A 14,878-nucleotide genomic window follows, 5' to 3' on the forward strand; every position below is an offset into this window, starting at 1 on the left:
AAATGAATAAGCAGCTACAGGTCGTCGTCGGCCTTGGGAAAACAGGAGTGTCTCTGGTGCGTTTTTTAACGCGTCAGGGCTTGCCTGTGGCTGCTGTAGATACCCGCGAACAGCCGCCAGAGTTGGCTGTGTTGCAAGCTGAGTTCCCACAGGTAGAGCTGCACTGCGGCTCACTGGCAACTCCTTTATTGGCACAGGCACAGACACTCTACGTCAGTCCGGGTTTGGCTTTGGCGCAACCTGAACTTCAGGCTGCACTGGCGCAAGGCGCTCAGTTATCCGGTGATGTGGATCTGTTCTTACAGCACGTGCAAGCGCCAGTGATTGCCATTACTGGTTCGAACGCCAAAAGCACGGTGACAACTCTAGTGGGTGAGATGGCGCAGGCAGCTGGAGTGCGCGTTGCGATGGGCGGCAATATTGGCACGCCCATACTGGATTTGCTCAGTAATGACATTGAGCTCTATGTGCTGGAGCTGTCCAGTTTTCAGTTAGAAACCATTAGCCATTTACAGGCTGATGTGGCGGTATGCTTGAACATCAGCGCGGATCATCTGGATCGCTACCGTGATTTGGCTCATTACACCGAGGTGAAGTTGCAGGTGTATGCGCAGGCAAAAAAGGCAGTGATCAACCGTGATGATACAGCCGCGCAGCCGTTGCAGTTGCCCGAGTCGACGCTGAGTTTTGGTCTGACTGAAGCAGCGACAGGGCAGTTTGGTTTGCGCCGTTTGAACAATGAGCTGTATTTGGCTCAGGGTGATACACAGTTACTGGCGGTATCCGAGTTAAAAATACGTGGCACGCATAATTACAGCAATGCATTGGCGGCACTGGCTATTGGTCAAGCGGCTGGCTTGCCGATGGCGGCAATGCTGCAAGCACTGCGTGCCTTCCCAGGCTTGGCGCACCGCTGTCAGTGGGTGGCGCAAACGCAGGGGGTACAGTGGTATAACGACTCTAAAGCCACCAACATTGGCGCGACCTTAGCAGCCATCGAAGGGCTGGCCCAGCCAGAGCACAAGCTAGTCTTGATTGCCGGTGGTGATGGCAAGGGTGCGGATTTTAGTGAGTTGGCAGCAGCGGTTGGGGCGCATTGCCGTGCCGTCATTGTGCTGGGGCAAGATGCGCAACGGATTGCACGCGCATTAAGTGCTACCGGCGTACAGATCGAGCCTGTTAGCAGCATTGAACAGGCAGTAGCGCAGGCTGCTAAAGTCGCACAAGCCGGCGATAGCGTTTTGCTTGCGCCCGCCTGTGCCAGCTGGGACATGTTTGAAAATTTCGAACAGCGCGGTGACATGTTCGTACAGGCAGTGGAGGCATTAGCATGAAAGAGTTGCTGAGCATACTGCTACAACGAATCCCCAAGTCACCTTGGCTCAACCAGTACAGACGTGTGGACCTTGATTACTGGTTGCTAGGGAGCTGCTTGGCCTTGCTTGGTTTAGGGCTGGTGATGAATGCATCCGCGTCCTCTGCCGTGGCGATGGAGCACCATAAGGATTTGTATTACTACTTCTCACGTCACTTGGCTTTCGTGGTGATTGGCTTGCTGGCCGGAGCGGTGGTTTTACTGCTACCCATAAAGTTTTGGTTGAAAATGAGCTGGCCGCTCATGTTGCTAGGTTTTGTGTTATTGGTTTTAGTTTTTGTGCCTGGTATCGGTCATGAAGTAAATGGTTCCAAGCGATGGCTTAATTTGGGCTTTATCAAGCTGCAGTCATCTGAGTTGGCCAAACTCTTTATCGTGTTTTTTATCGCTGGATATTTAGTACGTCATAAAAAAGAACTGCAGGAAAAGCTGCTGGCATTTCTGAAGCCGCTGCTATTTTTACTGCTGTTTGGCGTCCTGCTTTATAAAGAGCCGGATTTTGGCGCAACGACCGTGATGGCGAGCAGCATTGTGCTGATGATTTTTCTGGCTAATGCGAGCTTAAGGGTGGCGATACCGCTACTGCTTATTGTGGTGGGTCTCGGTGGTTGGTATGTAACGGCTGAAAATTACCGTTTAGCGCGCATTACGAGCATTGCCGATCCTTGGCAGGATCAGTTCGGCACAGGTTATCAGTTGACCCAAGCACTTATTGCCTTTGGTCGTGGCGAGTGGTTTGGCACCGGGCTGGGTAACAGCATTCAAAAGCAGTTTTATTTACCTGAAGCGCATACCGACTTTGTTTTTGCCGTCATGGCTGAGGAGTTGGGAATTTTTGGCTCGTTGCTGACCTTAGCTGTGTTTGTGTTTATTTGCGTGCGTGCGCTGCAAATAGGACGCAGAGCAGAAGGCGTCAAGCATTACTTTGCCGCCTACAGTGCTTACGGTATCGCGATGATTTGGGGTGCGCAAAGTTTTATCAATATTGGTGTCAATCTGGGTTTGTTACCCACCAAGGGCCTCACTTTGCCTTTTGTAAGCTATGGCGGTAGCTCGTTGGTGGTGTGCTGTGTAGAGCTAGCGATTTTGTTACGTATCGAATGGGAAATAAGACAAAGCCTTATCCGTCAGCAAGGTGGAGCCATTATGTCAGTGCGTGAGCTGACCTCTTTAGCTAAAGGAGTGGGTTATGCGCGCTAATATTTTGATTATGGCCGCTGGGACGGGTGGACATGTATTCCCTGCATTAGCCTGTGCACAGGAGTTTGTAGCGCGTGGATATCAGGTGCACTGGCTTGGTGCTGGTCGTGGTATTGAATGTCGTGTTGTCCCTGAGGCTGGCTTTGCTTTGCACAATGTGTCTGCAACAGGCTTGCGTGGTAAAGGATTGGTTAAATTAATTAAAGCGCCATTTCAGTTATTGCGCGCTTTATGGCAATCCTACCGACTGATTAAACAACTTAAGCCGGTTTGTGTATTGGGCATGGGTGGCTATGTCACGGGTCCGGGTGGATTGGCTGCGCGCCTTTGTGGCGTGCCGTTGATTATTCATGAACAAAATGCGGTTGCCGGTACTGCCAATCGCAGCCTTGCCAAATGGGCGGCGCGCATCTGCCAAGCGTTTCCAGATACCTTCCCGGCACAGAAGAACGTCTTAACCACGGGCAATCCAGTGCGCAGCGCTGTACTACAGGCCGCTAGTGACAAAAACGCCATCAGCCAACCTGCTCGGTTATTAGTGTTAGGCGGCAGTTTGGGCGCTGAAGCGCTTAATCAATTAGTACCGCAAGCCATAGCTTTATTGCCTCAGGAAATACGTCCAGAGATTTGGCATCAAGCGGGTGAGGGGCATGCACAGCGTACCCAAGAACGTTATCAGTCAGTGGCTCTGGACGCCCAGGTAGTACCTTTTATTGATGATGTAGCTCAAGCCTATGCTTGGGCTGATCTGGTGGTGTGCCGTGCGGGTGCTTTAACGGTAAGCGAGTTAGCTGTGATGGGGCGAGCCGCATTCTTGCTGCCATTGCCGCACGCCATAGATGACCACCAAACGAAAAACGCAGAATTTTTAGCGCAGCACCAAGCCGCCGTTGTTTTGCCACAGCGCACAACCACAGCACAAGACTTGGCTGCACAACTAACCGAGGTTTTTATGCATAGCCATAAGCTCATAGAGATGGCGCAGCAGGCGCGCAACGTTGCCCAGCCTAACGCAACACAGCAGGTCGTGAATGCCTGTTTGGAGGTGGTTCATGGTTGAGACATTACAGACCACAGCAGCGCAAACACGCCGCATGCGCCGTATTAAGCGTGTGCACTTTGTCGGTATTGGCGGCACAGGTATGTGCGGTATTGCTGAGGTGATCCGCAATTTGGGCTATGAGGTGTCAGGCTCTGATATCAAAGCCAGTGCAGTAACCGACCGTTTGCAAAGTTTAGGCATTCAGCTGAGCTTTGAGCACCGAGCGGAAAACGTTGATGAAGCCGATGTGCTGGTGGTTTCCAGCGCGATCAATACTGAAAACCCAGAAGTGGCGCGCGCACTAGAGCGCCGTATTCCTGTAGTGCCTAGAGCTGAAATGTTGGCAGAAATCATGCGCTACCGCCACGGCATCGCTGTTGCAGGTACGCATGGCAAAACCACCACCACCAGTTTGTTAGCCTCTGTATTTGCCGCCGCTAACCTTGACCCGACCTTTGTGATTGGCGGGCGTCTGACTGCAGCAGGTGCTAATGCTCAGTTAGGTGAGGGCTGTTATTTAATTGCTGAAGCCGATGAAAGTGATGCCAGTTTCTTGCATTTGCAACCCATGGTGTCTGTGGTCACCAATATAGATGTTGACCATATGAGCACTTACGGCGGTGACTTTAATAAGCTCAAACAAACCTTTGTCGATTTTTTACATAACCTGCCCTTTTACGGTTTGGCCGTACTTTGCGTCGATGACCCAGCAGTGCGCGATATTGTGCCGCGGGTGAAAAGGCCCATGCTGACCTACGGATTCTCAGAAGACGCTGACGTGCGCGCAATTGATGTGCAGCAGCAAGCCATGCTGACCTGCTTTACCGTGCTGCGTAAAGGGCGTGAACCCATGCCTGTGTGCTTGAATTTGCCGGGTCGCCATAACGTGCTTAATGCATTGGCGGTGATTGCCGTGGCAACCGATGAAGGTTTGGACGATGAAGCCATTTTAACGGGATTGTCTGGGTTTCAGGGAGTGGGTCGCCGTTTTCAGGTGTATAGCGATTTGCCCGTAACCGATGGCTCAGTGATGTTGATCGATGACTATGGTCACCATCCGCGCGAAGTGGCTGCTGTGGTTAAAGCCATTCGTGATGGTTGGCCCGAGCGTCGTTTGGTGATGATTTACCAACCACATCGCTATACCCGTACACGTGATTTGTACGAGGATTTCGTGCAGGTGTTGGGAGAGGCCAACGTCTTGCTCTTGTTAGAAGTGTTTCCTGCTGGCGAAGAACCTATTCCCGGTGCAGATAGCCGTCAGTTGTGCCATAGCATTCGTCAACGTGGACGCTTAGATCCTCTGTATGTGGAGCGTGGTACTGACATTGCCCCCTTAGTACAGCCGCTGCTGCGTGCGGGAGATATTTTACTCTGCCAAGGCGCGGGAGATATTGGTGCTATTGCGCCACAACTTATTAAACACCCCTTGTTTCAGCAGTCTGGGAGTGAGCAGGTATGACAACAGCATTGGATGTAAAGAAATTTGGCCGTGTGGCGGTGCTCTATGGCGGTCACAGTGCAGAGCGTGAAGTTTCACTCAAGTCGGGTGCAGCCGTGCTATCGGCTTTGCAACAGGCGGGTGTGGATGCGCAAGGTATTGATGTAGGCAAAGATTTTCTTAAATTGCTCACTACAGAGTCCTTTGATCGTGCGTTTATTTTATTGCACGGTCGCGGCGGTGAAGACGGCGTGATTCAGGGTGTGCTTGAACACGCAGGCATCCCTTATACCGGCAGTGGTGTGCTGGCTTCAGCTTTGGCGATGGATAAGTTACGCGCCAAACAAGTCTGGTGTACTCAGGGCTTACCCACACCAAAACACAGCAGCTTGCAAGATGAACACGATTGTCATGTAGCCGCTGAATCATTGGGTTTTCCGCTGATGGTTAAACCCAGTCAGGAAGGCTCCAGTATTGGCATGGCAAAAGTAAATAGCTTAGCTGAGCTATTGACCGCTTGGAAAAATGCTCAAGAGTACGACAGTAATGTACTGGTAGAGCAGTGGATTGCGGGACCTGAATTTACCGTAGCCATGCTCGATGGTGAGATTTTACCGCCGATTCGTTTAGGCACCAGTCATGACTTTTATGACTACGAGGCTAAATATTTAGCTAACGATACTCAGTACCAAATTCCTTGCGGCCTGAGCGAAGAGAAAGAACAAGAGTTACGCGAATTAACCCGCCAAGCCTGCGCTGCACTAGGCGTTACGGGTTGGGCTCGCGCTGACATGATGCAAGATGCTCAGGGTAAATTTTGGCTGCTGGAAGTAAATACCGTACCTGGCATGACTGACCACAGTTTAGTACCTATGGCCGCTCAAGCCGCGGGTATGAATTTCCAGCAATTGGTTGTAGCTATTTTGGCTACCACCCTAGTTGATAAAAAGTAGGCGACGAACACATGAATAGCATGAGTGCATTACCCAGCAAACAGGCGCAGCGTATAGCTGTTGAGCCTGTGCGCCGTGGTGCAACTCGTGCACCGGCGTCCAACTCAGCTAAGCCTAAGCGTAACTGGCCGCAAATAAACTGGTTGGTTGTACGCCGTGTGTTGTACGTCTTTGCGGCGGTGATTGCGCTGGGTGGTTTGATGGAAGGCTGGCGCTATGCACAGCCTTATATTAATCAGCCGATTGCGCGCATCGTGGTGAAGGGGAATTTGACGGAATTTAACCAGCGTGTGCTGGAGCAGCGTGTTGAGCCCTTTGTCAATGCTAAGTTTTTTGCTGTGGATATTGCCGGAATACAGGATGCGTTAGGGCAAGTGGCATGGATCAGTAAGGCGAACATCAGCCGGGTTTGGCCGGATCAGCTTGTGATCGATGTGGTTGAGCAAAAGCCTGTGGCGCACTGGGGCGAAGATAACTTGTTGAATGTTAAGGCGCATGTATTTAGTAAACAGGGCATGCAGGGGTATCAAAAGCTGCCCTATTTGGCCGGACCCGAAAACAGCCAAGACGCGGTTATGGAGCAGTATGGTTTTCTGAGTAATGCGCTACGTCCTTTGGGCTACTCAATAGATAAGTTAGAAATGCGTGAGCGTGGTAGCTGGTTCATTACCACTCAAGATGGTTTGGAATTGTTATTAGGGCGTGAACAGGTGATGGAAAAAATGCGCCGTTTTGTAACCATTTACGAGAAAGAACTTAAAGAGCAAATTAATCAGATAGCACGTATAGATTTGCGCTATGCCAACGGTTTGGCTGTGACTTGGCGTGCAGCTGCTAATGATGCAGTAGTGCAATAAAGAGGAAGACTACGAATGTCGCTTGAAGAAAATGCCAATTTAATTGTTGGTTTAGATGTCGGGACCTCCAAGGTGGTCGCCTTGGTGGCTGAGGTAATGCCTGATCAAGACATACGCATTATTGGTGTGGGTACACATCCGTCACACGGTTTGAAAAAAGGGGTGGTGGTTAATATTGAGTCAACGGTGCAGGCCATACAGCAGGCGATTAATGAAGCGCAGCAAATGACTGAGTGCCATATTCACTCCGTATATGTCGGATTGGCGGGTAGCCATATCCGTAGTTTGAACTCCGATGGCATTGTGGCGATTCATTCCGGCGAAGTAAGCCGTATGGATTTGGAGCGAGTATTAGACGCGGCGCAAGCGGTCGCAATTCCAGCGGATCAGCGAGTACTGCATACCTTGGCGCAAGATTATGTGATTGATAAACAAGAAGGTATTCGTGAGCCCTTGGGTATGTCAGGTGTGCGTCTTGAGGCGCGCGTGCACGTGGTTACCTGTGCCATTAATGCGGCGCAAAACGTGGAGAAATGCGTCAGCCGCTGTGGCTTAAAAGTGGAAGGCACTATTTTAGAGCAGTTGGCCTCCGCTAATGCGGTACTGACCGAGGATGAAAAGGAACTGGGTGTGTGCTTGGTCGATATAGGCAGTGGCACGACTGACATCGCCATTTTTACCGAAGGTGCAATACGCCACACCGCCGTGATTCCGATTGCTGGGGATCAGGTCACCAATGATATTGCTATGGCGTTACGCACGCCAACTCAGTACGCCGAAGAAATTAAAATACGCTACGCCTGTGCGCTGGCTAAGCTGGCACGTGCCGATGAAACCATCAAGGTGCCCAGCGTCGGTGAGCGACCACCTAGAGAGCTGTCGCGTCAGTCGTTAGCCAATGTGGTTGAGCCGCGTTATGAAGAACTGTTTCACTTGATTTTATCTGAGCTTAGACGCAGCGGTTATGAAGACTTAATACCGGCAGGCATCGTACTCACAGGCGGTACAGCTAAGATGGAAGGTGCGGTAGAGCTGGCCGAGGAGATTTTCCATATGCCGGTGCGTTTAGGCATGCCGCAAGGTATTAAGGGTATGACGGATGTTGTGCGTAATCCTATTTATTCAACAGCGGTAGGGTTGTTGCTGTATGGCATGCAACAAGAAATGGAAAATGAATTGTCCGAACGTCTGCAGGAAGAGGCAACGATTGAAAAACCATCAAAGTTAGTACTGATTAAACGCTGGATTCAAAATAATTTTTAATGCAACACCGGCACAGCCGGAATAACTTATAAATAAAGAGAGAAGGAAGGAGAACGCTATGTTTGATTTAGTAGACCAAACAGCACAGAGTGCAGTTATCAAGGTAATAGGCGTTGGCGGCGGTGGCGGTAACGCTGTTAACCACATGATTAACAGTAATCTTGAAGGGGTGGAGTTTATTTGTGCCAACACCGATGCCCAAGCGTTAAAGGGCGTAGCGGCACGGACTATTTTACAATTAGGTACGGCTGTCACGAAGGGTTTAGGTGCTGGTACTAATCCTGAGATTGGTCGTAAAGCTGCCGAAGAAGACCGCGAGCGTATTATCGAGGTGCTGCAAGGCACGGACATGGTGTTTATCGCTACAGGTATGGGCGGCGGTACCGGTACAGGCGCTGCACCGATCATTGCTCAAGTAGCCAAAGAAATGGGCATTTTGACCGTTGCTATTGTCACCAAGCCATTCCCGTTTGAAGGCCGCCGTCGATTAGCCGTCGCGGATGAAGGCATTAGCATGCTGTCTGAGCATGTGGATTCGTTGATCACGATCCCTAATGAAAAACTACTAACCATTTTGGGTAAAGACGCCAGTTTGCTGTCAGCCTTTGCTAAAGCCGATGATGTGTTGGCCGGTGCAGTACGTGGTATTTCGGACATTATTAAACGCCCAGGTACTATTAACGTTGACTTTGCTGACGTTAGAACAGTGATGAGTGAAATGGGTATGGCAGTGATGGGCACTGGTCGTGCCAGCGGTCCTAATCGTGCGCGTGAAGCAACTGAAGAAGCGATTCGCAACCCACTGCTGGAAGATGTAAACCTACAGGGTGCACGTGGCATTTTGGTTAATATCACTTCAGGCCCAGATTTAGGTATGGGTGAGTTTTACGAGGTAGGACAAATCATAGAGACCTTTGCGTCTGAAGATGCAATGGTGAAAATCGGTACGGCTATTGATCCTGATATGGAAGATGAGCTGCAGGTTACTGTGGTGGTGACTGGTATCGGCCAGCGTGTGGAAAAGCCGGTAAAGGTCATTGATAATACAATCAATACTCAAGCGAACGCTGCAGTTATGCCAACAGCTATGGCTGTAGGCGATGATGTAACGCAGCCAGAGGATTATCACCGCTATGATCGACCCGCTTCGTTACGTGCTAATCAAAATAAACCAGCGACCTCCAGTTTTGCTGATAGCCAAGAGGAATTGAAGTACTTAGACATTCCGGCTTTTTTACGTAAGCAGGCTGATTAATCTGAAAGCTTTTGTTGCAGACTAATTTCTTTATTGTTGTTGCATCTGTTAATATGCACGCCAATTGAAAACTATTCGCAATCAAAGCGTCAGTGATTTAACTTATGATTAAACAGCGTACCTTAAAAAACACTATCCGAGCTACGGGCATCGGTTTGCATTCAGGCGAAAAAGTGTATCTAACCCTGAAGCCAGCGCCGGTTAATACCGGCATTGTATTTCGTCGCATGGATTTGGATCCTGCAGTCGAGATACTGGCATCAGCTGTAAACGTAGGTGAAACTACCATGTCGACTACCCTAGTAAAGGGTGATGTTAAAGTGGATACGGTAGAGCACCTGCTTTCAGCGATGGCGGGCTTGGGTATTGATAATGCTTATGTTGAAATTTCAGCACCTGAAGTACCGATCATGGATGGCAGCGCAGGACCTTTTGTGTTCTTGATTGAGTCTGCCGGTTTGGAAGAGCAAGACGAGCCCAAGCAATTTATTCGTGTTTTACGCGAAGTAACGGTCACTGATGGTGAGAAGAAAGCAACCTTCTTGCCGTTTGAAGGGTTTAAAGTCAGTTTTGAAATTGACTTTAACCATCCGGTTTTTGCTGGGCGGACGCAAACAGCCTCTGTAGATTTTTCCAGTACTTCTTTTGTTAAAGAAGTCAGTCGTGCCAGAACCTTTGGTTTTATGCGCGACATCGAATACCTACGCGCTAATAATTTAGCGCTCGGCGGTAGCGTAGATAACGCCATTGTAGTAGACGAGGATACTGTACTGAACGAAGACGGCTTGCGTTATGAAGACGAATTCGTGAAGCACAAAATACTGGATGCTATCGGTGATCTATACCTGTTAGGTAAGAGTTTAATCGGTGAGTTTAGAGGTTATAAATCAGGGCATGGGTTGAATAATCAGTTGCTACGCGCTTTATTGGAGCAGCCTGATGCCTGGGAAATAGTAACCTTTGATGATGCAAGTGCGGCGCCCATTTCATATATGAAACCTGCTGCTGCATTCTAGTAAAACCTTCTCTTTTTTTTAAGCCACCTATTACGGGTGGCTTTTTTTTTGATACTATAAATTCACATAAAATGATGCTGCCAAAGTAAGTAACGGCTGTGCTTTAACTTGAGATGTTAGCCAATTAAACAGCAAAATGAACGCAGCAGTTATATAAGGGGTTTGCTATGAGCGATGAATTACAGGTAACGCATAACGAGCAAGAACAATGCTTTGAGATGCATGTGGACGGCTTTCGTGCTCACTTAGATTACCGTCCGCTGGGTGATAATAAACTGGATTATTACCACACCTTTGTACCCAATGAACTGCGTGGACGTGGCATAGCCGCCATTTTAACCAAGGCGGCTATCGAGTATGCACAGGAGCGTGGCTTGGAAGTGCTGCCAAGCTGCAGCTATGTGGAAGTTTTTTTGCAGCGCCAGAAAAATAAAAGCTAAACGGTTAAATTTTAAACTGTGTTAGCAACTGACTGAGCTCATGCGCTAGCGACTTTAACTGCTCGCTGGCTTGCGTTGAGCTCTGAGCTGCGCCGGTTGTGTCGTGGGATAGCCCGGCAACGCGAGTAACATTCTGGTTAATTTCTTCTGCTGCGTGCGATTGTTGCAGAGTGCTACTGGCAATGGAGGTGTTAAGGTCATTTAGCACCTCTAAGGCTTGTGTAATAGCTAAGAAGTTTTCACCGGCTATTTGTGCTTGTACTACTGTTTGTTGCGCGGATTCGTTGCTGCCTTGAATGGCGACTACGGCAGCTTGTGACTTGCTTTGTAGGCTTTCAATCATGCTGTGTACTTCATCGGTAGATTGCTGGGTGCGCTGAGCCAAAGAGCGCACTTCATCGGCAACCACGGCAAAACCCCGTCCTTGCTCGCCTGCTCGAGCGGCTTCAATAGCAGCGTTTAAAGCCAGTAAGTTGGTTTGCTCGGCAATGGAGCGAATAACATCTAACACGCTTTCAATTTGATTACTTTGCTCAGCTAGGCTTTGCATAACGCTCACAGCTTGGCGAATACTTTGGCTTAAGCTGTCAGCTTGTTGCAGGCTGTGTTGGATGCTTTGTTGGCCGGTACTGGCTTGTTCGTTAGCATCGTTGACGGCCTGAGCTGCTTGATTGGCATGCTGTGCAACATCCTGCACGGCGTAAGTGACTTCATTAATGGCGGCAGCGATTTGTTCGGTTTCTGCCAGCTGGCTTTGGCTGTAGTTTAGGGTGCCGTGTGCCGTTTTTCCAAGCGCGTCTGCAGACGTGCTTAGCGCATTCGCACTGGCTAAAAGCTGCTCGATAATGTTACGAAGTTTGCTGGTAAACAGATTGAAGTTATTGCTAAGTTTGGCCAGCTCATCTGTGCCTTGCTCCGCCAGTTGAATGGTTAAGTCTCCGTCACCACTGGCAATCAATGTTTTTTAGGGCATGTACGGCTTCATCAAGGGGTTGCGTAATGCTGCGAATGATGGCTGCAACTAGCAAGCCTAGAATTACTAGAATTAAAAAGCTTGCCAACGCTCCCTGTTTAATAGAGTTATGAAATTCCGCTTGGATATCGTCTAGATAGACCCCAGTGCCTAGCACCCAGCCCCAAGGTTTAAACAGTTTTACGTAATTGATTTTATCTACGGGTTCTTGTGCGCCAGGCTTGGGCCATAAATATTCCACAAATCCATGGCCTTGCTGTCTGGCGATTTGGGCAAACTCAACGAATACGGTTTTACCGTTCGGGTCTTTGAAGTTGGATAAGTCCTTAGCATCCAATGCAGGATTCATTGGGTGCATGATCATTTTTGGACTTAGGTCGTGGATAAAAAAGTAGTCGTTATCATCGTATCTTAGCTGTTTAATAAAAATGATAGCCTGCTGCTGCGCTTGTTCGCGGGTAAGTGTGCCGGCCTGTTCTTGGGCATAAAGCTGCTCGAAAATCCCCGTGGTAGTTTCCACCAGATGCTGTGTTTTAATTTTTTTGCCGTTCAGCAGTGACTGATAATTTTGCTTGATGGCCAAACTACCCACGGCAAGCAACATAAAAATGGCGATCAGCAAAATGAACCACAGTCTTTTGCTAATGGAAATATTACGAAACATGAATGAGTAGTCCCTGAATAACTAGTTGCTTAGGAAGCTATTAGTCGGCTAATGGTTTGCAAACTTTAACATTAAATAACGAAAGTGTATTCAGGCAGACGTTGGTTTAGCAGTAAGGTGTTTTTTGCGGGAGAGTGAGGGCTGCAGAAGTAAAGGATTGCGCTCGTTGTGGTGCACGAGCGCATAAGGTTTGCGGTTAATGCTGGATGCTATATCAATGTGCGTTGACGCAGCAGTTGTAGCACCTGTTCCACGCTGTCTTCGACGCTCAGCTCTTGGGTGTTGAGGGTTAAGTCTGCGTCCTGTGGGATATCGTAAGGGAAGGACTCGCCGGGGATGTTGTCTTCACCCGCGGCATACAAGCCTTGCGGATCGCGTTCGCGGCATACTTGCGGTGAGGCTTGGACGTATACCGTGATGAGCCGCTCTTTGCCAATAATGGCTTTGGCTTGTTCGCGGCCTTCGCTATCCGGAGCTACAAAAGCACAGAGGCTGATCAGTCCGGCTTCGTTAAACTGTCGCGCGACCTGTGCCGCTCGACGCCAGTTTTGTGCTCGTCCAGCGCGGTCTGGGGCTAACCCTTTATTTAGGTCGTGGCGAAGGTTTTGTCCGTCCAGTACATACACGGCGCGACCGGTGTCAAAAAGTTTGCGTTCTACTGCGTAAGCTAGGGTGCTTTTGCCTGCGCCGGATAGTCCACTAAACAATACGGTGACTGGTTGTTGGCCAAAGCGCAGTTGGCGTTCACGATGGTTAACACGGCCTTGTCCCAGTAGTGTATCTGTTTGGTTTGCACTGCTTGAGGTTTGTATCATGCCCGCGCCGACGGTGATATTGCTGAGGCGGTCAATCACGATAAATGCACCGGTGGTGCGGTTATCGAGGTAGTTGTCGAGTGCCAGTGGTGCATCCAGGCTAAGGGTGACTTCAGCCACTTCGTTAAGCTGCAGTTGGCTGGCGGGGCTTTTTTCCAGTGTATTGACATCAATGCGCTGGTCAATTTGGGTAATGTTGCCGGGCACGTAGGTGGTGGCGCGTTTAATGTCGTAGCGTTTGCCCGGCTGTAGTGGTTCTTCGCCGAGCCAAACCAGCGTTGCTTGAAAGCGGTCGTTGACCACTGGGGCGCTGCTGGGGTGGATAATCAAATCACCACGGGAAATATCAATTTCATCTTCCAGTGTTAGGGTAATGGCTTGTCCGGCAGTGGCGCGATCCAGCTCGCCATCGAAGGTGACTATGGATTTAACCTTGCTTTGCGTGCCGGCGGGCAGCACTTTAATGGGGTCGCCTTTGCGGATTTGGCCGGAGGCCAGCGTGCCAGAAAAACCGCGAAAGTTGAGGTTGGGGCGGTTCACGTATTGCACCGGAAAGCGCATGGCTGATTGTTTGGGGGCGCTGTGAATATCAACGCTTTCCAGCAGCTCCATTAGCGTTTGGCCGTTATACCAAGGCATTTGTGCGCTGCGATTAACCACGTTGTCGCCTTTGAGTGCTGATAGGGGGACAAAATGCAGTTGTGCAGCATCGAGCTGTAGCTTGTCGGCAAAGGCGAGGTAGTCCTCACGAATGGCGTTGAAGGTGTCTTGGTTGTAGTCGATTAAGTCCATTTTGTTGATGGCGACGACTAGGTGGCGAATGCCCAGCAGTGAGGCGATATAGCTGTGGCGGCGGGTTTGGTTTTGCATGCCTTTGCGTGCGTCGACCAGAATAATGGCCAGATCGCAGGTGGAGGCGCCAGTGGCCATGTTGCGGGTGTATTGTTCGTGGCCTGGGGTGTCGGCGATGATGAATTTACGTTTGGCGGTGCTGAAGTAACGGTAGGCGACATCGATGGTGATGCCTTGTTCGCGTTCGGCTTGTAGGCCGTCCACTAGTAAGGCTAGGTCGATGTCATCGCCGGTTGTGCCAACGCGTTTGGAGTCTTGGGTGATGGCTTCGAGGTGATCTTCGTAGATCATTTTTGAGTCGTGTAATAGCCGACCAATTAAGGTGCTTTTGCCGTCGTCGACGTTGCCGCAGGTGAGGAAGCGGAGCAGTTCTTTGCGTTCGTGTTGGGCCAGATAGCTGAGAATATCTTGGCTGATTAACTCGGATTGGTGGCTCATGGGTGGGTTCTCTTTTTCTTTATTCTGTGGTGTTTGGTTGTGTGTCGGTGTTAGGCACAGCTCTGCAAAGTCGCCGTGAATACATCCCTGTAGGCTCTATAGCGTCATCCTTGGCGCTACAAGCTTTGCAGTTCTGTGCCTAACATCTTGTTCCATGTTTGTGTTGGGTTTGGATTGTGGTGCCATGTTTTGTAAGTGTTGCTCTATTTTGTTTCATGTGTTTGGTTGTGTGTCGGTGTTAGGCACAGCTCTGCAAAGTCGCCGTGAATACATCCCTGTAGGCTCTATAGCGTC

The 14,878-nt window shown here is 49.8% G+C and carries 11 protein-coding genes and 1 pseudogene; 10 read left to right on the forward strand and 2 right to left on the reverse strand.

The features are described 5' to 3' along the window. The first annotated feature begins 2 nt into the window (after positions 1 to 2). The 10 genes from murD to QEZ41_RS02045 all read left to right on the forward strand — a co-directional run bounded on the left by murD (position 3) and on the right by QEZ41_RS02045 (position 10,842). Positions 3 to 1,334, forward strand: a complete 1,332-nt coding sequence (murD, locus tag QEZ41_RS02000; protein ID WP_289409685.1) for a UDP-N-acetylmuramoyl-L-alanine--D-glutamate ligase — start codon at positions 3 to 5, stop codon at positions 1,332 to 1,334. Further along, positions 1,331 to 2,575, forward strand: a complete 1,245-nt coding sequence (gene ftsW / locus QEZ41_RS02005) for a putative lipid II flippase FtsW (protein WP_289409686.1) — start codon at positions 1,331 to 1,333, stop codon at positions 2,573 to 2,575. Before murD ends, ftsW begins: the two co-directional genes overlap by 4 nt. After that, complete coding sequence (gene murG / locus QEZ41_RS02010; protein WP_289409687.1) at positions 2,565 to 3,635, forward strand: undecaprenyldiphospho-muramoylpentapeptide beta-N-acetylglucosaminyltransferase; 1,071 nt, start codon at positions 2,565 to 2,567, stop codon at positions 3,633 to 3,635. Before ftsW ends, murG begins: the two co-directional genes overlap by 11 nt. Further along, positions 3,628 to 5,079: a UDP-N-acetylmuramate--L-alanine ligase gene (gene murC / locus QEZ41_RS02015; RefSeq protein ID WP_289409689.1), complete on the forward strand. Its 1,452-nt coding sequence runs from the start codon at positions 3,628 to 3,630 to the stop codon at positions 5,077 to 5,079. The genes murG and murC overlap by 8 nt, the downstream gene beginning before the upstream one ends. Next, positions 5,076 to 6,011: a D-alanine--D-alanine ligase gene (locus QEZ41_RS02020; protein ID WP_289409690.1), complete on the forward strand. Its 936-nt coding sequence runs from the start codon at positions 5,076 to 5,078 to the stop codon at positions 6,009 to 6,011. The genes murC and QEZ41_RS02020 overlap by 4 nt, the downstream gene beginning before the upstream one ends. An 11-nt stretch (positions 6,012 to 6,022) precedes the next feature. Continuing rightward, positions 6,023 to 6,868, forward strand: a complete 846-nt coding sequence (locus QEZ41_RS02025) for a cell division protein FtsQ/DivIB (protein WP_289409691.1) — start codon at positions 6,023 to 6,025, stop codon at positions 6,866 to 6,868. A gap of 15 nt (positions 6,869 to 6,883) precedes the next feature. Next, on the forward strand, positions 6,884 to 8,131 hold the full coding sequence (gene ftsA / locus QEZ41_RS02030) for a cell division protein FtsA (protein WP_289409692.1): 1,248 nt from the start codon (positions 6,884 to 6,886) through the stop codon (positions 8,129 to 8,131). A gap of 58 nt (positions 8,132 to 8,189) precedes the next feature. Continuing rightward, complete coding sequence (ftsZ, locus tag QEZ41_RS02035) at positions 8,190 to 9,386, forward strand: cell division protein FtsZ (protein WP_289409693.1); 1,197 nt, start codon at positions 8,190 to 8,192, stop codon at positions 9,384 to 9,386. A 104-nt stretch (positions 9,387 to 9,490) separates the two neighbouring features. Beyond that, positions 9,491 to 10,402 (forward strand): UDP-3-O-acyl-N-acetylglucosamine deacetylase, encoded by a 912-nt coding sequence (gene lpxC, locus QEZ41_RS02040; RefSeq protein WP_289409694.1) that lies wholly within the window; start codon positions 9,491 to 9,493, stop codon positions 10,400 to 10,402. 167 nt (positions 10,403 to 10,569) lie between these two features. Continuing rightward, positions 10,570 to 10,842 carry a GNAT family N-acetyltransferase gene (locus tag QEZ41_RS02045; protein WP_289409695.1) on the forward strand — a complete coding sequence of 91 codons (273 nt, stop codon included), beginning with the start codon at positions 10,570 to 10,572 and terminating at the stop codon, positions 10,840 to 10,842. A gap of 4 nt (positions 10,843 to 10,846) precedes the next feature. Here QEZ41_RS02045 and QEZ41_RS02050 read toward each other — a convergent pair. Next, positions 10,847 to 12,479 (reverse strand): annotated as a pseudogene (locus tag QEZ41_RS02050) (methyl-accepting chemotaxis protein). Positions 12,480 to 12,688: 209 nt separating this feature from the next. Continuing rightward, the gene (gene cysN / locus QEZ41_RS02055; protein ID WP_289409697.1) at positions 12,689 to 14,584 is read right to left on the reverse strand and encodes a sulfate adenylyltransferase subunit CysN; all 1,896 of its coding nucleotides are present in this window, start codon (positions 14,582 to 14,584) and stop codon (positions 12,689 to 12,691) included. Positions 14,585 to 14,878 lie beyond the last annotated feature (294 nt).

Source organism: Thiopseudomonas acetoxidans (assembly GCF_030362935.1).
GTDB classification, from domain to species: Bacteria; Pseudomonadota; Gammaproteobacteria; order Pseudomonadales; family Pseudomonadaceae; genus Thiopseudomonas; species Thiopseudomonas acetoxidans.

Excerpts from the sequence above, each read along its gene's own strand:
- murG (WP_289409687.1), top strand. The coding sequence starts at position 2,565 with ATGCGCGCTAATATTTTGATTATGGCCGCTGGGACGGGTGGACATGTA.
- lpxC (WP_289409694.1), top strand. The coding sequence starts at position 9,491 with ATGATTAAACAGCGTACCTTAAAAAACACTATCCGAGCTACGGGCATC.
- ftsZ (WP_289409693.1), top strand. The coding sequence starts at position 8,190 with ATGTTTGATTTAGTAGACCAAACAGCACAGAGTGCAGTTATCAAGGTA.
- ftsW (WP_289409686.1), top strand. The coding sequence starts at position 1,331 with ATGAAAGAGTTGCTGAGCATACTGCTACAACGAATCCCCAAGTCACCT.
- murD (WP_289409685.1), top strand. The coding sequence starts at position 3 with ATGAATAAGCAGCTACAGGTCGTCGTCGGCCTTGGGAAAACAGGAGTG.
- QEZ41_RS02025 (WP_289409691.1), top strand. The coding sequence starts at position 6,023 with ATGAATAGCATGAGTGCATTACCCAGCAAACAGGCGCAGCGTATAGCT.
- QEZ41_RS02020 (WP_289409690.1), top strand. The coding sequence starts at position 5,076 with ATGACAACAGCATTGGATGTAAAGAAATTTGGCCGTGTGGCGGTGCTC.
- ftsA (WP_289409692.1), top strand. The coding sequence starts at position 6,884 with ATGTCGCTTGAAGAAAATGCCAATTTAATTGTTGGTTTAGATGTCGGG.
- murC (WP_289409689.1), top strand. The coding sequence starts at position 3,628 with ATGGTTGAGACATTACAGACCACAGCAGCGCAAACACGCCGCATGCGC.
- QEZ41_RS02045 (WP_289409695.1), top strand. The coding sequence starts at position 10,570 with ATGAGCGATGAATTACAGGTAACGCATAACGAGCAAGAACAATGCTTT.
- cysN (WP_289409697.1), bottom strand. The coding sequence starts at position 14,584 with ATGAGCCACCAATCCGAGTTAATCAGCCAAGATATTCTCAGCTATCTG.